Source organism: Pseudomonas sp. PMCC200344 (assembly GCF_030053095.1).
GTDB lineage: Bacteria > Pseudomonadota > Gammaproteobacteria > Pseudomonadales > Pseudomonadaceae > Aquipseudomonas > Aquipseudomonas svalbardensis.
Window position 1 is genome coordinate 3614567 of sequence record NZ_CP125618.1, and the last position, 19645, is coordinate 3634211.

Annotated in this window: 19 protein-coding genes; 12 read left to right on the forward strand and 7 right to left on the reverse strand. The window is 59.9% G+C overall.

Annotated features, from left to right (window positions below; genetic code table 11):
* Positions 1-60: 60 nt before the first annotated feature.
* Positions 61-840, reverse strand: coding sequence for an ABC transporter substrate-binding protein (locus QFW87_RS16350; RefSeq protein ID WP_283188259.1), 780 nt, complete (start codon positions 838-840; stop codon positions 61-63).
* A gap of 329 nt (positions 841-1169) precedes the next feature.
* On the opposite strand from QFW87_RS16350, the gene QFW87_RS16355 reads away from it, so the two are divergent.
* Positions 1170-1844: a type 1 glutamine amidotransferase gene (locus QFW87_RS16355; RefSeq protein WP_283183960.1), complete on the forward strand. Its 675-nt coding sequence runs from the start codon at positions 1170-1172 to the stop codon at positions 1842-1844.
* On the opposite strand, the gene QFW87_RS16360 is transcribed toward QFW87_RS16355, so the two are convergent.
* Positions 1812-2246, reverse strand: a complete 435-nt coding sequence (locus QFW87_RS16360; RefSeq protein ID WP_150655460.1) for a rhodanese-like domain-containing protein — start codon at positions 2244-2246, stop codon at positions 1812-1814. The two genes, QFW87_RS16355 and QFW87_RS16360, sit on opposite strands and share 33 nt — an antisense overlap.
* A 101-nt stretch (positions 2247-2347) precedes the next feature.
* Between QFW87_RS16360 and ftrA the strand changes: the two genes are divergently transcribed.
* A complete protein-coding gene (ftrA, locus tag QFW87_RS16365; protein WP_283188260.1) occupies positions 2348-3322 on the forward strand; it encodes a transcriptional regulator FtrA in 975 nt (324 codons plus the stop codon).
* Positions 3323-3446: 124 nt separating this feature from the next.
* Here the strand turns inward: ftrA and cobF are convergent, their stop codons facing one another.
* Positions 3447-4202, reverse strand: coding sequence for a precorrin-6A synthase (deacetylating) (cobF, locus tag QFW87_RS16370; protein WP_283183958.1), 756 nt, complete (start codon positions 4200-4202; stop codon positions 3447-3449).
* A complete protein-coding gene (locus tag QFW87_RS16375; RefSeq protein WP_283183957.1) occupies positions 4202-4774 on the reverse strand; it encodes a histidine phosphatase family protein in 573 nt (190 codons plus the stop codon). The genes cobF and QFW87_RS16375 overlap by 1 nt, the downstream gene beginning before the upstream one ends.
* A 343-nt stretch (positions 4775-5117) precedes the next feature.
* On the opposite strand from QFW87_RS16375, the gene QFW87_RS16380 reads away from it, so the two are divergent.
* The 8 genes from QFW87_RS16380 (at position 5118) to QFW87_RS16415 (ending at position 13322) form a co-directional block, all read left to right on the forward strand.
* Positions 5118-5972, forward strand: coding sequence for a MurR/RpiR family transcriptional regulator (locus QFW87_RS16380; RefSeq protein ID WP_283183956.1), 855 nt, complete (start codon positions 5118-5120; stop codon positions 5970-5972).
* Positions 5973-5974: 2 nt separating this feature from the next.
* Complete coding sequence (locus tag QFW87_RS16385; protein WP_283183955.1) at positions 5975-6619, forward strand: isochorismatase family cysteine hydrolase; 645 nt, start codon at positions 5975-5977, stop codon at positions 6617-6619.
* Entirely contained in the window at positions 6616-7947 is a 1332-nt protein-coding gene (locus QFW87_RS16390) for a glutamine synthetase family protein (RefSeq protein ID WP_283188261.1), read from the forward strand. The genes QFW87_RS16385 and QFW87_RS16390 overlap by 4 nt, the downstream gene beginning before the upstream one ends.
* Positions 7931-8683, forward strand: a complete 753-nt coding sequence (locus tag QFW87_RS16395) for an N-formylglutamate amidohydrolase (RefSeq protein WP_283188262.1) — start codon at positions 7931-7933, stop codon at positions 8681-8683. Before QFW87_RS16390 ends, QFW87_RS16395 begins: the two co-directional genes overlap by 17 nt.
* Positions 8684-8740: 57 nt before the next feature.
* A complete protein-coding gene (locus QFW87_RS16400) occupies positions 8741-10090 on the forward strand; it encodes an APC family permease (protein ID WP_283183952.1) in 1350 nt (449 codons plus the stop codon).
* Positions 10091-10209: 119 nt separating this feature from the next.
* Positions 10210-11226 carry an arginine N-succinyltransferase gene (locus QFW87_RS16405; protein ID WP_283183951.1) on the forward strand — a complete coding sequence of 339 codons (1017 nt, stop codon included), beginning with the start codon at positions 10210-10212 and terminating at the stop codon, positions 11224-11226.
* Positions 11227-11287: 61 nt separating this feature from the next.
* The gene (gene astA, locus QFW87_RS16410) at positions 11288-12322 is read left to right on the forward strand and encodes an arginine N-succinyltransferase (protein WP_283188263.1); all 1035 of its coding nucleotides are present in this window, start codon (positions 11288-11290) and stop codon (positions 12320-12322) included.
* Between the two features lie 130 nt (positions 12323-12452).
* Positions 12453-13322: an oxaloacetate decarboxylase gene (locus tag QFW87_RS16415; protein ID WP_283183949.1), complete on the forward strand. Its 870-nt coding sequence runs from the start codon at positions 12453-12455 to the stop codon at positions 13320-13322.
* 150 nt (positions 13323-13472) lie between these two features.
* Here the strand turns inward: QFW87_RS16415 and QFW87_RS16420 are convergent, their stop codons facing one another.
* Positions 13473-13775 carry a hypothetical protein gene (locus QFW87_RS16420; protein ID WP_283183948.1) on the reverse strand — a complete coding sequence of 101 codons (303 nt, stop codon included), beginning with the start codon at positions 13773-13775 and terminating at the stop codon, positions 13473-13475.
* 317 nt (positions 13776-14092) lie between these two features.
* Here QFW87_RS16420 and QFW87_RS16425 point away from each other — a divergent pair, with 317 nt between their 5' ends.
* Positions 14093-15211, forward strand: a complete 1119-nt coding sequence (locus QFW87_RS16425) for an IS481 family transposase (RefSeq protein ID WP_283182018.1) — start codon at positions 14093-14095, stop codon at positions 15209-15211.
* Positions 15212-15515: 304 nt separating this feature from the next.
* On the opposite strand, the gene QFW87_RS16430 is transcribed toward QFW87_RS16425, so the two are convergent.
* Both QFW87_RS16430 and QFW87_RS16435 read right to left on the reverse strand, forming a co-directional pair.
* Positions 15516-16760, reverse strand: a complete 1245-nt coding sequence (locus QFW87_RS16430) for a M20/M25/M40 family metallo-hydrolase (protein WP_283188264.1) — start codon at positions 16758-16760, stop codon at positions 15516-15518.
* 152 nt (positions 16761-16912) lie between these two features.
* The gene (locus tag QFW87_RS16435) at positions 16913-17986 is read right to left on the reverse strand and encodes a diguanylate cyclase (protein WP_283183947.1); all 1074 of its coding nucleotides are present in this window, start codon (positions 17984-17986) and stop codon (positions 16913-16915) included.
* A 192-nt stretch (positions 17987-18178) separates the two neighbouring features.
* Here QFW87_RS16435 and QFW87_RS16440 point away from each other — a divergent pair, with 192 nt between their 5' ends.
* On the forward strand, positions 18179-19633 hold the full coding sequence (locus QFW87_RS16440; protein ID WP_283188265.1) for an NAD(P)/FAD-dependent oxidoreductase: 1455 nt from the start codon (positions 18179-18181) through the stop codon (positions 19631-19633).
* Positions 19634-19645: the final 12 nt, after the last annotated feature.

Below are 19645 nucleotides of genomic sequence, written 5' to 3' on the forward strand. Positions count from 1 at the left end.
ATCAAGGCATAAAAAAAGTGGCAACCGCGTCAACGGTTGCCACTTTTTTGGACGGCGTGATTACTGGCCGTAAACGTCAAAGTCGAAGTACTTGTCTTGCACTTGCTTGTACTTGCCATTGGCGCGGATTTCGGTGATGGCGGTGTTGAATTTCTCTGCCAGGGCGGTATCGCCCTTGCGTACAGCAATACCGGCGCCGCCGCCGAAGTACTTGGCGTCTTCGTAGGTCGGGCCCACGAAAGCGAAGCCTTTACCGGCGTCGGTTTTCAGGAAACCGTCGTCCAGGTTGACCGAGTCGGCCAGCATCGCGTCGAGACGACCGGCGACCATGTCCAGGTTGGCTTCCTGCTGCGAGCCGTAGCGAACCAGATTGATACCGGCCGGCACCAGCACTTCAGTGGCGAAGCGGTCGTGGGTGCTGGCGCGCAGCACACCGACTTTCTTGCCTTTGAGTTCGGTCAGCGGGTCTTTGATGTCGGTGCCTGCCTTCATCACGAAGCGCGCCGGAGTGTGGTAGTACTTGATGGTGAAGTCGACGTTCTTTTTGCGATCGTCGGTGATGGTCATGGACGACAGGATCGCGTCGATTTTCTTGACCTTCAGCGCCGGGATCAGGCCGTCGAACTCTTGCTCGACCCAGGTGCACTTCACTTTCATCTGCTCGCACAGCGCGTCGCCGATGTCCACGTCGAAACCGGTGAGTTTGCCGTCAGGGGTTTTCATCGAGAATGGCGGGTAACCGGCTTCGATACCCAGGCGGATCGGCTTGGCGTCTTCGGCCACAGCCGTCAGGGACAACATCGACAGTGCCAGGGCACCGAACATCACTAGCTTCTTCATTTATAACTCCTGTGTGCGGAGACTTTTATTGGCAGCTTTCGATTGGCATTCGGTTGCGCCTTCCGATTGGAGAGCACCGAAGTGGTCGGCAGTCTAGAGCGGCTCAAAGAGGGTCAATTGTGTTTAAGCGACAAATAGTTATAGAAAAGTGGCCGACGGATTGCGCTGTTTGCACGCGTGCGCCAAGGCGGTACAAGGACTGTCAGACAATCACTGGTTTGAGACAAAACCTACAGGGTTCAGGTGCTAATTCGACTGAATAGTCTGACTGGCGATGAACCGGTATTTACGGCACATTGACCGCCAACTTGTCCCACGAGAGAAGCGTGATGCCCACGTTGAACCTGATCCAGCACCACCCCGCCGAAGGTCCCGGCGCCATTGCCACGTGGGCTGCGTCCCGAGGTTTGACCCTGAACGTGTTTCGCGCCGACCTCGGCCAGTTGCCGCCAGTGAGTGCAGTACCCGTGATCCTGTTGGGCGGGCCTTATGAGTCCAACGCCGGGCCAGCGTGGCTGGAAGCTGAACGTCGGTGGTTGGCGGGCAGCCTAGATCAAGGCGCGCCGGTGTTTGCGATTTGTCTGGGGGCGCAGTTGCTGGCGCTGAGTCTGGGCGGGAATGTGCGGCGGATGGATCGAACCGAAACCGGTTGGACCCGCGTGACGTTCGTCGATGGTCAGCATCTGAACGTGCTGGAATGGCACGAAGACGCCATCGACCTTCCGCCAAACACGCAGTTGCTGGCCAGCAGTGATCAGTGCGAGCAGCAGATGTATTGCGCCGGGCCGACGCGGGTGGGTTTGCAGTTTCATCCGGAGTGGACGGCTGAATCGGTGGCCACGCTCAATGAACACTTTGCCGACGAGTCACCGCTGCCCCGGGGTCAACAGGACAGCGCCGCCTATGCAACCGTGTTCGAGTGGTTGCAGGCGACGCTGGATGCTTGGTGGTCAGCGCAGGTCTCGGCCCGATCAGCACTCACAACCGATCACGGCACTCACTGACTGTTGCACCCTCACACTCAACTCAAACCCTTCATCCAGCCACCCGGTCACTCCGCCGATCATTTCCTTCACCGGGTAACCCAGCGCCGCCAGTTTCACGGCAGCCTTGTTGGCACCGTTGCAGTGGGGCCCGGCGCAATACACCACGAACACGCTGGTTTTCGGGTAGGCCGCCAGACTTTCAGCAGTCAGCAATCGCCCCGGAATGTTGATCGCCCCCGGCACATGGCCACGTTCGAACGCGAGCGGGCCGCGCACGTCCACCAGGACAAAATCCACTTCACCGGCCTGTTGGCTGCCGTGGACGTCGGAACAGTCGGTTTCGAAGGTCAGACGGTTGCTGAAATGCATCAGGGCGATGGCCGATGGGGCGGCGGGAATCTCGCGGACCAGGCTGGTCATGGGCTGTACTCCAAAGTCTCGGTGGGTGTGAGAAGACTTTATCCGCCCGACGCTTGCGGCTACAGTGGCGCACAAGACACTCACCGGGAACTTTCCGCCAAATGCAGCCCACCCCTGGATTGGTCGCGATTCTGGCCTACGACGGCCTTTGTACGTTCGAGTTCGGCATCGCCGTGGAGATCTTCGGCCTGGCTCGTCCGGAGTTCGACTTCCCTTGGTACGAGCACCGAATCGCCGCCGTGGATCAAGGCCCGATGCGCGCCATGGGCGGCATTCAGGTGCTGGTCGATGGCGGCATGGAGCTGCTCGAGGACGCCCGGACCATCATCATTCCCGGCTGGCGTGATCGCAGCGCCCCGGTTCCTGAGGCATTGATCGCGGCCCTGCGCCAAGCCCATGCACGGGGTGCGAGGTTGTTATCGATCTGCTCGGGTGTGTTCGTGCTGGCGGCCACTGGTTTGCTCGACGGTCGCGGCGCCACCACGCACTGGCGCTACACCGCTGAGTTGGCCGAGCGTTTTCCGAACATTCTGGTGGACCCGGACGTGCTCTATGTCGATTCAGGTCAGCTGATCACCTCGGCCGGCAGTGCTGCCGGTATCGATGCCTGCCTGCATTTGGTGGCGCGGGACTTCGGTACGCAGGTGGCCAACTCGGTGGCGCGGCGGCTGGTGATGTCGCCGCAACGCACCGGCGGTCAGGCGCAGTTCATTCCGACACCGGTCAGTCCTACGCCTCGTAGCGATTTGTCGCGCGTCATGCAGTGGGCACGCGGGCGTTTACACGAACCGCTGGAGGTGCGCGAGCTGGCGAGTGAGGCGGCCATGAGTGAACGGACGTTTCTGCGCCGCTTCACTGAAGCCACTGGTATGCCGCCCAAAGCCTGGTTGCAACATGAACGCCTGGGACGGGCTCGCGAGCTGCTTGAGAGTACGAGCCAGAACACCGACCAGATTGCCCAGCGCTGTGGGTATCGCTCGGTGGAGAGTTTTCGGGTGGCGTTTCGCAGCGTGGTCGGCGTGCCGCCGTCGGTGTATCGCGAGCGGTTTGGGCGTGAGGTAAAAGCAATTTCTTGAGGTGTTCTTTAGGGCCTCATCGCGAGCAAGCTCGCTCCCACAGTTGACCGAGTTGTCTGGACGGATGCGGTCTAATGTGGGAGCGAGCCTGCTCGCGATGAGGCCAGTCCAGACACCGCTGCACTCAAGTTTTGCGCAGCAGATACGTATCCATAATCCACCCATTGGCCAACCGGGCCGCCTTGCGCACCCGTTCGATCTCATCCGCCACCTCCTTGAGCTTGCCGCTGATCAGGATTTCATCCGGCGTCCCCAGGTAGGCCCCCCAGTAAATCTCTGTCTCCTGATCTGCCACCTGATGGTAGGAATCTTCTGCATCCAGCATCACCACCAGGCTGTCGGCATCGCTCACCTGCCCCGCCGCCAGCCGCCGGCCGGTAGTGATTTCAATCGAGCGGCCAATGCGGTTCAGCGGCATCTTATGCTGCGCCGCCAGCGCCTGGACACTGGTGATGCCGGGGATCACTTCAAATTCGAAGACGCAGCGGCCCGAGGCCAGAATCGCCTGCAAGATCCGGATCGTACTGTCGTACAACGCCGGATCGCCCCACACCAGAAAACCGGCGCACTGGTCGTCAGTCATTTCCTCGCTGATCAACCGTTCGAAGGTCTGCTGCTTGGCCTGGTTCAGGTCTTCCACACTGGCCTTGTAGTCCACATCACCGCGCTCGCGCTCCGGGCTGTGGGCTTCGACGAAGCGGTAGTCGCGATCGGTGATGTAGCGCTCGCAGATCTCGCGGCGCAGGTCGATCAGTTTGTCTTTGCTCTGGCCCTTGTCCATGAGGAAAAACACGTCGACGAGGTTCAGCGCCTTCACGGCTTGCATCGTGATGTAGTCGGGGTTGCCGGCGCCGATGCCGATGACCAGAAGTTTTTTCATCAATGTGCTCCTTCAGGGTCAGTGCCCAGCAAGCGTAAGCGCCAGCGGCCATTGAACCGCAACTCGATGGCCGACAGCGGTTCAACGTCGATCAGGTTGAAGGCTGCGCCTTGCAGCACCTGCGTCAGCGCGGCGCGAATGACAAACGGATGGGTGATGGCAACGATGTGTCCCGGTGTGGCCTCCAGCGTTTTCAGCCAAGCGGCCACCCGCTCACCGAGTTGCACCACCGACTCGCCACCGTGGGGCGCCGAATTCGGATCATCGAGCCAGATCTGCAGCGCTTCGGCTGCGGATTTTTGCAGATCGTCGATCCGCGCGCCGTTCCAGTGCCCGAAATCGCAATCCCTCAGTGCCTCGACAATCTCCATGTCGCTGCCGAACAACTCGGCGGTTTGCCGGGTTCGCAGTTCAGGTCCACACACCAGTCGCCGCGTCCCTTTGAACTGAGCACGACGCGATCCCTTTGCCGATTGCCAATCCATCTCTATTGGCTCATTCGTAGGAAAACACGCCAATTTTTGTGCGACGGTTCGAGCGTGGCACATCAAGGTCAAACGGGTCGCCTGCACGAAGAATCACTCTGTCGATGGAAATTGAAAACGGCGTCACGCCACGAATAACTGCCCAATTGTGCCGCAAGAAGCGCGATCCAGGGCGTTTCGTTTGCTCCGGCCATGCAGGTTCGAAAACTTGATACACCTGAAAAAATCGGCGATATCCGACACCACTATGGGCGATGGCCTACAAGCTCTGTCGACTTCCGTGTAGCCCAAGCCCCACGGGCTTTTCGCCCCATTTTGGGGTTTTAAAAAAACCAGGGAAAAATTCACTAGACATGTTGAGTCCGCTACATAAATACTGTTTTAGCAATTTATGAAACGAAACCGACACATCCATCCAGCAGGAGCCCGGATGCCTTCTCTCAGAGACCTGTTCACCGATCCCGGCCTGGAACTGACGCCGTCGGAACGCAAAGTCATCCGTGCCTTGCTGGACCAGTACCCGCGTAACGGACTGGGCCCGATGTCACGTTTGGCCGAACATGCCGGTGTCAGCGATCCCACCATCGTGCGACTGGTCAAAAAACTGGGTTTCAGCGGTTATGCCGATTTCCAGGATGCCCTGCTCAGCGACATGGACCACCGCCTCCGTTCTCCCAGCGCCCTGTTGCAACCTCGTGCTCATCTTCAGAAAGGCGACGCCTGGAGCCAATATCTGGCGCACAGCCATCGAGCGCTGGTGGACACCCATGCGCTGACCCAACCCGAAGATGTGCGGATTCTGGTGGAATGGCTGCTCGACACCCGCCATCAGGTGCATTGCTTCGGGGGGCGCTTCAGCAGTTTCCTCGCCAGTTATTTACTCAATCACCTGCGCTTGCTGCGTCCGGGCTGTTTCGCCCTGGAAGACAATGCACAACTGCCCGACCGTTTGTTCGACGTGCAGCGTCAGGACGTTGTGCTGGTGTTCGACTATCGCCGCTACCAGTCACAGGCCCTACGCGTGGCCAATGCGGCGAAAAGTCGCTATGCACGCGTGGTGTTGTTCACCGACATCTATGCTTCACCGTTGCGGGAAATGGCCGACCTGATTATCAGTGCGCCGGTGGAATCGGTGTCGGCCTTCGACTCCCTGGTTCCGGCGCTGGCTCAGGTCGAGGCACTGATTGCCTGCCTGACCCTGCGCAGTCCGGATCTGGCCGATCGCCTGGAAGGCATCGACGCCCTGCGGACCGACTTCGACACCCACCTGCTGGAGGATAAATAAGGATGTTCACGCTCCCCCACCACTCGCCTCGGGATTTGCCATTCGTCACCGATCACACCGCGCTGTTGCTGGTGGACATGCAACGCGCCTGGCTTGAACCGCAGTTTGACCCGCACCTCAACGGGCCGGACGCCGAGTACTTCCTGACCCGCACCCACATGCAAGTGGTGCCCAATCAACGCCGGTTGCTCAGCGCCTTTCGCAGCGCCCGGCAAAACGTGCTGCACACGATCATCGAAAGCCTCACCGCCGACGGCCGCGACCGCTCGCTGGACCACAAGCTCTCGGACATGCACTTGCCCAAGGGCAGCCCGCAAGCGCGGATCATCGACGACCTGACCCCGGCAGAAAACGAAATCGTGCTGCCCAAGACCTCGTCCGGAGTCTTCAACTCCACTCACATCGACTACGTGCTGCGCAACCTCGGAACCCGGCACTTGATCATCGCCGGCATCGTCACCGACCAGTGCGTGGACATGGCCGTGCGTGACGCCGCCGACCGCGGTTATCTGGTGACGCTGGTGGAAGATGCCTGCGCAACCTACACAGCCGAGCGGCATCAAGCCTGCCTGAATGCAATCAAGGGTTACTGCTGGATCACCGACACCCAGACTGTGCTCGGCCGGTTGCAGGAGATGCAACCATGAGCGAGCGCCTGTTGCCACTGCCCATGACCACCCTCGTCACCACCGACCTGATCGGCGTGACACGCGGGCGCTCCTTTCCCACGGACGAACTCGAGCACTATCAAAGGACCGGTTGTGGCTGGGTGCCGGCCAACAGCGCGCTGACCCCGCAAGACATCATCGCCTACGCCAACCCGTGGGGCGCTTATGGCGATTTGCGGCTGATGCCCGATCCGGTCAGCCGAGTGACGGTCAGTAACGGCCCGGACGCCAACGCTCCGGCGCTGGATTTTATTCACAGCGACATTCGCGAAACCGATGGCCGCCCGTGGGGTGCCTGCCCGCGTACGGTGTTGCGCGACGAGGTAGAGCGTTATCGCGCCGAGTTGGGCTTGCAGATCAATGCGGCGTTTGAGCACGAATTCAACTTGAACACCGGTGAAGTTGAACACCTGGCGTTTTCTCTGCAAGCCCAGCGTCAGGGTGCCGAGTTTGGCGGGTGGCTGCTCAGCGCCCTGCGTGCCGGGGGCGTCGAGCCGGAAATGTTCCTGCCCGAGTACGGCAAGCATCAATACGAAATCACCTGTCGCCCGACCCTGGGTGTGGCCGCTGCCGACCGCGCGGTGAACGTGCGTGAAATCACCCGCGAGATCGCCCGGCAAATGGGCCTGGCGTTGAGCTTCGCGCCCAAGACCTCGGAGCACGCGGTGTGCAACGGCGTGCACCTGCACGTCAGCCTGCTGGACCTGGCTGGCCAGCCGGTGATGTACGACGCCGGCACCACCAATGGCTTGTCGACTCTCGGCCAGCACTGGGCCGCCGGCATCCTGCATCACCTGCCCGCACTCTGTGCGTTTACCGCGCCGACGCCGGTGTCCTACGAACGTTTGCAGCCTCATCACTGGAGCGCGTCCTACGCGTGCCTCGGCCAACGCAACCGCGAAGCGGCGCTGCGAATCTGCCCGACAATAAGCCTGGGCGGCAAATCGGTGGCGTCGCAATACAATCTGGAATTTCGCGCCATGGACGCCACGTCCTCACCGCATCTGGCCATGGCAGCGCTGCTGATTGCCGGCCGCCTGGGCATCGAGCAACGCCTGGCCTTGAACGCAATCACCGATGAAGTCCCCGACTCCCTGAACGAAGAACAACGCCAGGCGCGCGGCATCGTCGCCCTACCCGCTTCCCTTGCCCAGGCCCTGGATTGCCTGCGCAACAGCGAGGCACTGATCGAAGCCCTGCCGAGCGCGTTGCTGGACACCTACTTCGCCCTTAAAAACGAGGAACTGACGCTGACGGAACAGCTGTCGCCCGCCGAACGTTGTGAACACTATGCGCGCCTGTACTGAATCTGCTGAGCTCGGTCTTTACACCGGGCCCGCGTACACCCTGAGCCGGGAAAACTCCGGCCACCCGCTGATTCTGGTCTGCGAGCACGCCAGCCGCTTTATTCCGGCCGGGTTAAATGACCTGGGCCTCAGTCACGAGGCGGCCCGTGAGCACATCGCCTGGGACATCGGCGCCCTGGCGCTGGCCGAGGGCTTGTCCCGAGCATTGGGCGCAACCCTGTTGGCGGCCAATTATTCGCGACTGTTGGTTGACCTCAACCGACCGCGCCAAGCCCCGGACAGCATTCCGGCGCAGAGCGAAATTTATCAGGTGCCGGGCAACCGGGACCTGAACGAAGCCACCCGCGAGTACCGTCGGCAATCCCTGTTCGAGCCGTTTCACTCGCGTCTGACAGACTTGATCGACGAACGTGTCGCTCAAGGACGACCGGTGCGGGTGGTGGGGATTCACAGCTTCACTCCGGTCTATCACGGCCAGCCCCGCGTGCTTGAAGTTGGCGTGTTGTATAGAGAGGCCAAGGAATATGCCCAGCGCTTGATCGACGGCTTGAGTCAGCAGCCATTGAAGGTTGCCGGTAATGAGCCGTACAAAATCAACCCGCTGGGCGACATGACCGTGCCGGTCCACGGCGATGCACGAGGCCTGGAATCGGTGTTGATCGAGGTGCGCAACGACCTGCTGCGCACGCCTGAAGACGTCAGTCGCTTTACCGACTACCTGGCACCGCTGTTGTAAAACAATCGCTTCAAACTCGCAGCTTGCAGCTGCTTTCATCCCAAGGAGAAGGGCTTCATGGAAATAGAAGAATTCGGCTACAAGCAAGAGTTGAAACGCAGCCTGTCGCTGACCGACCTGGTGGTGTACGGGATGATCTTCATGATCCCCATCGCACCGTTCGGTGTTTATGGCTACGTCAACGCCGAGGCACCGGGGCTGGTACCGCTGGCCTACATCATCGGCATGGTGGCGATGCTCTTCACTGCCCTGAGTTACGGCAGCATGGCTCGGGCCTTTCCGATTGCCGGTTCGGTTTATTCCTACGCGCAACGGGGCCTGAACCAACACGTAGGGTTTATCGCCGGCTGGCTGATGCTCCTCGATTACCTGCTGATTCCGCCGCTGCTGTATGTGTACGCGGCGATGGCCCTGAATCATTTGTACCCGGACATTCCGAAGGTCGGTTTCATCCTGGCCTTCCTGGTCAGCGCGACCTTTGTCAACTTGCGGGGCATCACCTTCACCGCGCGGATGAACATCATCTTTCTGCTGGCGCAACTGGTGGTGCTGGGGATCTTCCTGTTTTACGCCTGGAACGCGCTGCACAGTGGAGGCGGTAACGGTCAGCTGACACTGGCGCCGTTGTACAACCCCGAGACGTTCAATTTCGCCCTGCTGATGCAAGCGGTGTCGATTGCGGTGCTGTCATTCCTCGGTTTCGATGCGATTTCCACCCTCGCCGAAGAGATCAAGGGTGACGCGGGCCGCAGTGTCGGCAAGGCCGCGCTGATTACGCTGGTGGTCATGGGCGTGATCTTCGTTGTGCAGACCTGGATTGCGACGGATCTGGCGGCCGGCATGGGTTTCAAATCGGCTGACACGGCTTTTTATGAAATCGCTGAACTCGCGGCCGGCAGCTGGCTAGCCACCCTGACCGCCGTGGCGACAGCGCTGGCCTGGGGTGTTGCGGTGGCAATCACCTCCCAAGCGGCAGTATCTCGTCTGCTGTTCGGCATGGCCCGAGACGGCAAGCTGCCAAAGGTACTGGCCAAAGTTCACCCCAAACACAACACGCCGTACGTGAGCATCTATCTGGTAGCCGTGCTGTCGCTGGTGATCTGCTACCTGTTCATCAACTCGGTGGACACCCTCACCTCACTGGTGAACTTCGGCGCACTGAGCGGTTTCATGTTGCTGCACCTGACGGTCATCAACTACTACTGGCGTCGGCAGAAATCCGGCCAGGTGATCCGTCACCTGATCTGCCCGGTGATCGGCTTCATCATCGTCGCGGCAATCATGTACAACATGGGCGTCGATGCACAGAAACTCGGCCTGATCTGGATTGCCCTGGGCCTGGTCTACCTGTTTGTACTCAACAAGCTGGGCACCCGTACGGTACTGCCCGACCCAAGCAACGTCTGACAAGAAAAAGAGCGGCGTCTGACAAAAAATCAGGCGACCGCCGATTTAACGCGTGGAAACCGACAGTGATAGTCAGGTTCGGTGCCAACCGCCGAACCCTTTGATACAGGAGTACATCCATGCTGGTCTTACGCCCAGTCGAGTTAACCGACCTGCCCCAGTTGCAACAACTGGCGCGCGACAGTCTGGTAGGCGTCACGTCTTTGCCGGACGACACCGAATGCCTGCGCGAGAAGATTCTCGACTCCTGCGCCTCATTCGAAAAAGACGTTGCGGGTCGCGGTCCGGAGAATTATTTCTTCGTGCTGGAAGATCTGACCCGAGAGCGTTTGGTGGGCTGCTCGGAGATCCTTGCCACCGCCGGTTTCAGCGAGCCGTTCTACAGCCTGCGCAACCGGCACTTCACCAGCGCCTCGCGGGAACTGAACATCGAGCACGGCGTGCCCGCGTTGTCGTTGTGTCATGACCTCAGTGGCCATACCTTGCTCCGGGGTTTTCACATTGATGCAGCGCTGGTGCGAACACGGTTCTCTGAACTGCTGTCCCGGGCGCGGCTATTGTTCATCGCCGCCCATTCGCAGCGCTTTTCCGAAGCCGTCATCACCGAGATCGTCGGCTTCAGCAGCGATGAAGGGCACTCGCCGTTCTGGGATGCGGTGGGCAAGCACTTTTTCGACCTGCCCTACGCCGAGGCCGAGCGACTTTGCGGCCTGGAAAGCCGAACCTTCCTCGCCGAACTGATGCCGCAATACCCGATCTACGTGCCGATGCTGCCCAAGGCGGCGCAGGACTGCATCGGCCGCATCCACCCCGATGGCCAGGAGGCCTTCGATATCCTCGAGCGCGAAGGCTTCGAAACCAACAGCTACATCGACCTGTTCGACGGCGGTCCGACGTTGTATGCGCGCACTCCTGGCATCCGCTCCATCGCCCAGAGCCAGACCGGCACGGCGAAACCGGGTGCGTCCATTGATGCCCTTGGCAGTTATCTGGTGAGCAACGACTCGCTGAAGGACTATCGCGCCATCGTCGCCGATCTGGATTACCAGGCCGGCCAACCTGTGAGGTTGAGCGCCGAGATGTGCGCCGCCCTGAACGTGACCGAAGGCAGCCCGATCCGGCTGATCGCCCTGTGAGCGTCACCCGGCCCTGCGCCCAACGACAGCGCCCGAGCGGGCGTGCAGAAGGAGTTGCATCATGATTGTCCGCCCGGTTCACGTCACCGACCTGCCCGCCTTGCTGAACCTGGTGCACCAGGCTGGCCCCGGCTTCACCACCCTGCCGGCCAACGAGGAACGCCTGACCCACCGGGTGCGCTGGGCCCAACGAACCTTCGCCGAACAGGTCGAACGCGCCGATGCCGATTACCTCTTCGTACTCGAAGACGACGATCAGCAACTGGTGGGCGTCAGTGCCCTGGTGGGCGCCGTGGGCCTGCGCGAGCCCTGGTACAACTACCGGGTCGGGCTCACGGTCAGTTCGTCACCGGACCTGGGCATCCGGCGACAGATTCCGACGTTGTTCCTGAACAATGAAATGACCGGCCAATCGGAGATTTGCTCGCTGTTTCTGCGACCCGATCAACGCCAGGGCAGTAACGGTCGATTGCTGTCGTTGGGGCGTTTGTTGTTTGTCGCCGAGTTTCCGCACCTGTTCGGCGACAAACTCATCGCCGAATTGCGTGGCAGCGCCGACGAACAGGGCTGTTCACCGTTCTGGGACAGCCTGGGCCGGCACTTCTTCAAGATGGATTTCAGCCACGCCGATCACTTGTCGGGCCTGGGCAGCAAGTCGTTCATCGCTGAACTGATGCCACGCCAACCGCTCTACACCTGCCTGCTCACCGAACAGGCCCAGGCCGTGATCGGCAAAGCGCACCCGAACACGGAACCGGCGCTGAAAATCCTCACTGCCGAAGGCTTTGCCCATAAGGGTTACATCGACATCTTCGACGCCGGCCCGGTGATCGAAGCCCCGGTCTCGAATATCCGCACCGTGCGCGACAGCCAACCGCTGCTGCTGGCCATCGGCACACCCGACGAGCAGGCCCCGGTGTGGCTGATCCATAACCGTCGCCTGGAAAACTGCCGCATCACCGCCGCCCAGGCCAGGCAGGTGGGCAACAGCCTGATCGTCGACCGCCTCACCGCCAAACACCTGCAACTGCAACCCGGCAACTCGGTACGCGCCGTGCCGCTGCTCAATCAACAACAGCAGTCGGTGGCGGCGTGACCGACGGTGGTCCGTCCGCCTCTGCAAATTCGTCATCATCCTTCCCCCGCTCGCGTGATAGCCTTTTGTTCCTTCGGCGTTGACACTTTTGCTCAAGCCCTTCCATTCCCATTGCAGTGGTGGAACTCATATGTCCAGGCTTTCTCATCAAGATTTGCGCCGCAACTTTCGCGAGCTGTTCGCTTCCAACGCCTGCTACCACACGGCGTCGGTCTTCGACCCGATGTCGGCCCGCATTGCCGCTGACCTGGGTTTTGAAGTGGGGATCCTGGGCGGTTCGGTCGCATCGTTGCAGGTACTGGGTGCGCCTGACTTCGCCCTGATCACCCTCAGCGAGTTTGCCGAGCAGGCCACTCGTATTGGCCGCGTGGCCCAATTGCCGGTCATCGCCGACGCTGACCACGGCTACGGCAACGCGCTCAACGTCATGCGCACCATCGTCGAACTCGAACGTGCCGGTGTGGCCGCCCTGACCATCGAAGACACGTTGCTGCCAGCCCAGTTCGGCCGCAAATCCACCGACCTGATCGGGGTGGCGGAAGGCGTCGGCAAGATTCGTGCGGCACTGGAAGCCCGGGTCGATTCGGAAATGGCAATCATCGCCCGCACCAACGCCGGGATTCTGCCGGTGCAGGAGGTCATCAGCCGTACCTGTCATTACCAGCAGGCCGGTGCGGACGGGATTTGCATGGTGGGCGTGCGGGACTTTGACCACCTCGAGCAAATCTCCGAGCACCTGAGCGTACCGCTGATGCTGGTCACCTATGGCAACCCGTTGCTGCGCGACGACAAACGCCTGGCCGAACTGGGCGTACGGGTCACGATTGATGGTCACGGCGCCTACTTCGCCGCAATCAAGGCCACGTATGACAGCCTGCGGGAACAACGGCAGATCTTTACTCAAGCGTCGGACCTGAATGCGACCGAATTGACCCACACCTATACGCAGCCTGAGGAATACATCCGTTGGGCGGAAGAGTTTATGAGCGTTAAGGAATAGCGGTTTAGCAGACGTCAAAGTAGCGACTGCAATGGCCCCTTCGCGAGCAGGCTCGCTCCCACATTGGATTGGCGGTGTTCACGAATCTTGTGTTCACCCAAAATCCCTGTGGGAGCGAGCCTGCTCGCGATAGCGTCAGATGCCACACCACTAAACTGCGGCTTTGAACCCCTTTTCCCGCTGCAACGCCCACGCCTGAACCACATTCAGCATCGCGCAGCCTTCGCGCATCAACAGATGAACCGCCCGGGTAACGCGCGTCAGATCGCAATCGGAAATGTCTTTGAGGTTCAGGCTGGACAAGGTGTCCGCCAGATCGCGAACCACGGTGAAGCGATGCGCAGCGCAAGCGGCGATGTCGCTGAGTTCTTTGTGGGTGTTGATGAAGAGCACCGGGGTTTCGGCGTCGTAGGTGTCGATGGGGAGGTAACGAGGCATGACTTGGTCGAACATATTGGTAGCTCCTTACTAATGAGTTTTCCTGGTGTTCGACCGGCCAAGATCGTCGCGCAGAGTTGCCGCGAGACGCAACTATAAGGGTCGATGCCGAAACGCGGCAACAGGGTACGTCGTAGGGAACGTCTTGGAAAGTTGTGGGGTGGTTTTGACGGAGGTGTCTGGCTTGAGAAACACCCCTCACCCTAACCCTCTCCCCATGTTTGTACCGGACACATGGTGGACAGGTGTTCGGAGACATGGTGGACACTTTTAAATAGACACATTGCTCATCTGAAAGGAGATGGTTTGTGTCTTGGGAAGAGGTGTCCACCATGCAGCTTCGTTCCGAATTTGTACTGTTAGCTCGGCAAGAAGGGGCCAATATCCGACAACTCTGCCGACGCTTTCATATCAGCCCAAGCACCGGATACAAATGGCTTGGCCGGTTCGAAACCTCTGGTGCAGACGGCTTGCACGACCAGTCTCGGCGCCCAAAACATTCACCCAAACGCTGCGCTGATACGGTTGAAAAGCAGATTCTGGCCTTGGGGGTGGAGCACACGGCCTGGGGCGCCCGCAAGCTCAAACGCAATCTGGAGGATGAGGGGTATTTGATGCCCGCCGTCAGCACGGTGCATGCGATTTTGCAGCGTAATTCGCGAATCGACCCGCAGGCGGCAAATACCAAACCCTTTATCCGATTTGAGCATGAAGCCCCCAACGATCTTTGGCAGATGGACTTCAAGGGACATGTCGGCATGCGCCATGGTCGCTGCCATCCCTTGACGGTATTGGACGACCATTCGCGGTTCTCGCTGTGCATCGCGGCCTGTGGCAACGAGCAGCGTCAGACCGTGCAGGAGCAGCTTATCCACGTGTTTCGGCGCTACGGCTTGCCGATGCGCATGACCATGGATAACGGTGCACCGTGGGGCGATCAGAGCGGGGTTTATACCGCGTTAGAGGTCTGGCTGATGAGCCAGGGCATCCGAGTGGGCCACTCCAGGCCTTATCACCCGCAGACTCAGGGCAAGCTTGAGCGTTTTCACCGCAGCCTCAAGGCTGAAGTTTTGCAAGGTCAGTGCTTCATCGACCTGCTTGGGGCACAGAACGCCTTCGATATCTGGCGCGATATCTACAACCAGAAACGCCCCCATCAAGCATTGGAAATGGAGGTTCCAGCGACTCGCTACAGCTGTAGTCCTCGTGAATACCAGGAGCATCGGCAAGCACTGGAGTACGCCGAAGGGGATTTGATCAGAAAGGTTCAGGCCAATGGCGAGATGTACTGGAAAAGCCGCAAGTATGCGATTGGAAAGGCCTTCATCGGCGAGCACATAGCCATCAGAGAAACGACCGAGGATGGCATCTACGACATCTATTGGAGCAGACATCGCATTGCCAAAATTGACTTGAGCTTGCAGACCGTTGTATCAGGAAAGCGGCTTTGAAGACGTCCACCATGTCCCCGAACATGTGTCCACCATGTGTCCGGTACAAACACCCCAGAGGGGCGAGGGGACTGACCCTGGGTTTCTTGAGGAATCCGGCGACGTGAACGACCGGGTTGAATGCGATTTTAAGTGATTTGCTGTTGGCCAAATCCAAGTTCGACTCAATCTCTCAGGTCGCAGTAGATAGCCAAAACAACTCGGTCAGTCCCCTCGCCCCTCTGGGGCGGTCCGACGTTTCGGGAGGGTTAGGGTGAGGGGTCGATCCAACTGACCCATCACCCCCCCCAAAACCGCACGCAATTCAGTGAGCCTTAGCCAACTCCATAATCATCCGCGACAACAGATAAATCCGCGGTGCCACGCTCTCTACCTCCGCGTACTCCTCCGGCGTATGAATATTCCCGCCAACAATCCCGAAGCCATCCAGCGTCGGCGTGCCCACACCCGCGGACAAACTCGCATCCGCCGCCCCACCACTTCCCTCTTCCGTCAACTTACGGCCAATCTCTCCGTAAATCCCCTGAGCCATGGCCATCAACCGATCCGATTCCGGCGTTTGCGGCATCGGCGGCAATCCGCGCTGAAGTGTGGTGGTGACTTCTGTGTCAGCAATCAACTTGTCTTTCGAAACTCGCGCCAGGTCCTTTTCGATCCGGTCAAACTCTTCCGGCACCGCCGCCCGCACGTCTGCCTTGGCGGTGGCTTGATCCGGAATCACGTTGGTGCGGTCGCCGGCCTTGAGTACGGTGAAGTTGATGGTGGTCTTCTTCTCCGCGTCGCCCAGTTTGCCGAGCTGCAAAATCTGGTGCGCCGCCTCCATGGCGGCGTTGCGTCCCAGCTCTGGCGCGACACCGGCATGAGCCGCCTTGCCCTTGATCTCGACCACTGCGGTGGCACTGCCTTTGCGCCACACCACCAGACCATCCGCCGGGCGGCCGGGTTCGAGGTTGAGGGTGACGTCGTGGGCCTTGGCGGTTTTCTTGATCAGGTCGGTGGCGATGTCCGAGCCGGTTTCTTCGCTGGCATCGAGCAGGAAGGTTATTTGCGCGTAGTCCTTGAAGTCGAGGTTTTTCAGGACTTTCAGCGCGTAGATCCCGGCAACGATGCCGCCCTTGTCATCCATCACGCCCGGCCCGTAGGCGCGGCCTTCCTTGATGTGGAACGGACGCTCGGCGGCCGAACCTTCCTTGAAGACGGTGTCCATGTGCGCCATCAGCAGGATTTTTGCCTTGCCGGTACCTTTCAGGGTCGCGATCACATGGCTGCTTTTGTCCGGGGTATTGGGCACAAGCTCGATGGCCGCACCGAGTTTTTTCAGTTCGTCGATGGCGATGTCGCTGACTTTCGTCAGGCCCGGCTCATAGCCGGAACCGGAGTCGATGTTCACCAAACGCTCCAGTAACTTCAGGGCTTCGCCCTTGTACTGTTCGGAATCGGCGAGGACTTGTTTGTGCGGTTCGGCGGAAACTGCGGGAGCGAAAACGCCGAGGACGAGGGTCAGGCCAAGGCTGGTGGCCAGCAGGGAACGAGGGAGATTGAACGTCATGAATCGATCCTTGTTTCGTGTCGGGGGGTGAAAAACACCCTACCTGACTACGGCGCAAGGCTCTAGACCGAATGCGACACTTGCAACGCGAAGAGCGGACGCGGAGCGCCCATGGTTGCATTCCCACGCAGGAGCGTGGGAACGATCACGTTTCACACCGAATCGAGCAATTCGTGATGCGGTTCGTCCTCGCCGCAACAGATGACGCGGTTGCGACCGGTGGCTTTGGCTTCGTAGAGCGCCAGGTCGGCGTCGTTGAGCCACAGGGTCGCGTCGGTGTGGGCCGGGTTGAAGGCAGCCAGGCCGATGCTCAGGCTGACTGTCAGCGCCGGGCTCTGCTCATAGCCCAAGGTGGCGAAGCGATCACGCAGGGCATCCATCACGGCCGCAGCGCTCGTGAGCGGAAGGTCCGGGAGGATCACGCAGAACTCGTCGCCACCGTAGCGCCCGGCAACATCCGCCGCGCGCAGGTTCTGCTTGAGCATTTTGCTCAACTGACGCAGGACGATGTCTCCGGCAACGTGGCCGTAGGTATCGTTTATGGATTTGAAATGGTCGATGTCGATCAGCGCAATCGCCCCGCCCTGCTGCTGACGTTTGCAACGCTGGAATTCGACTTCGAGCTGATCCTTCCAGGCGCCGTGGTTCAACAGGCCGGTGAGGCTATCGGTGCGGCTCAGGGCCAGAAATTCACGCTTTTGTCGACCGAGGGTGTGGGCCTGGCGAAAGCAGATCCAGCCCAATGCCAGCGGATACAAACACATCAAGGGCAAACAGGCATACATCTGCAGTTGGCTGGTTTGCGGGATGAAGGCGGGGGAGAAAATCAGCAGTCCGACGCCCATCCCGAGAATCTGCGCCACGGTTCCCGCCAACAGGAAACGTAAACCGCCAATGGCCACATTGTTCATCGCCATCATGGCCAGGGTCGTCGCGCCGGGCAGCGGATTGAAGTGCATGGCAGCGACCCAAAAGCCGCCGAGAAAGGCGTCCACCAGCAGGTTGCGGTGTTCGGCGTGATAAGGCACTGGCGCGCGGCGCGCCCATTGATAAGCCAGGTGCGGCCAGAGTAAGCCGTTGAGCAGCATCGCCACCCAGACCCACGGTGCAGGGTTGAGTGGATACATCGCCGCGCTCACGAGCAACAGCCCCAAAGCCAAACCCAGGGTTCGCGATGTATAGAGCCTCCTGGCCAGTGAAAGTCCTTTTCCTCCCGTTTTTCCCATAGAGGCCTCTGCGCCACTGAACGGAACCTGAAAACACAAGGTTTCAAGTGTGGTGAGAGTCTATCAGGGCAACGGCAAATAGCCATCACCGGCTGGCGGCCTGAATACCAGGGCATAGCCATGAGGCGAGCGCCCAATGTTTGGCTATACATGAAAGGAGGGTTCGATCAACAACGATAAAAAAGGAGGCCCATGCAAACCTTTCAAGTGTTGATCATCGGCAGCGGTTTTGGCGGCCAGTGCGCGGCGATCAATTTGCTCAAGGCAGGCATCAGCGATTTCCGCCTGCTGGAACGACGGGACTTTTTCGGCGGCACCTGGTGCCAAAACACCTACCCCGGTGCCGCGGTCGACGTGCCCTCGCCGCTCTATTCGCTGTCCTTCGCGCCCTACCGCTGGACGCAAATGTTCGCCGAACAGGCTGAACTGCACCACTACACCCAGTACGTGGTGGAGCACTTCGGCCTGCGAGACAAGGTGGAACTGCAGGCCAATGTCGAGCGCATCGAATGGGACGACGACGGCAAACACTGGGCGGTGCACACCGCCAGCAAAGGTACGTTCCATGCGCAGTTCCTGATCAACGCCACCGGGCCGCTGAGCCAACCCGTGATTCCGCACTTCGAGGGCCAGGAGCGGTTTCAGGGCAAGACCTTTCACACCAACAACTGGGATCACGCCTACGATTACCGGAAAAAACGCGTGGCCATCGTTGGCAGCGGCGCCAGCGCGGCCCAGGTGATTCCGACGATTGCCCCGGACGTCGAGCATCTGCATGTGTTCCAGCGCACGCCTCACTGGGTATTGCCTCGGGCCGACCGCGCCTTTGGGCCTTTCCAGCGTTGGTTGCTGGGGCTAAAACCGGCCTACAAACTGTTGCGCTGGATGATCTACTGGCAGTTCGAAACCCGGGTGATTGCCTTCAAGTATTCGAAACCAGCGATCCGCTTGGTCCAGCAACACGCCCTGCGCTTCCTCAAACGGCAAGTGCCCGACCCACAATTGCGAAAAAAACTGACGCCCGACTATGCCATCGGCTGCAAACGGATAATCATCTCAAGCACCCTGTATCCGGCGCTGGGTCGCAGTAATGTAAGCCTGCACAGCCGCGAGCAAGGCATCGCCTCCATCGATGAAACCGGCATCGTCACCCAGGACGGCCAACACATCGACCTGGACCTGATCGTTTGGTCCACCGGTTACGACGCCACTGACGGGGTGATTTCCTACCCGGTCACCGGCAAGAACGGAACACAACTCAAAGATTTCTGGGCCCAGTATCCGCGGGCCTATCTCGGCACCAGCCTGCCGGACTTCCCCAACCTGTTTATCGTCACCGGCCCCAACACGGGCATCGGCCACACCTCGGCGCTGTTCATCATCGAGTCTCAGATGAACTACATTCTCGATTGTATCCACACGTTAAAAGAACACGGTTTGCGCAGCATCGAAGTACGCCCCGAAGCAGAACGTACCTACACTGAAATGATCCACCGGGAGATGGAACGCACGGTATGGAAGTCCGGGGGCTGCCACAGTTGGTATCAAAGCAAGAGCGGTCATGTGATTGCTATGTTTCCGGGCTTCAGTTTCAGCTATCACCGGTTGACCAGGGCGCTGAAACCCGCTGATCACATTCTGTCCTGATCACGTAAAAGG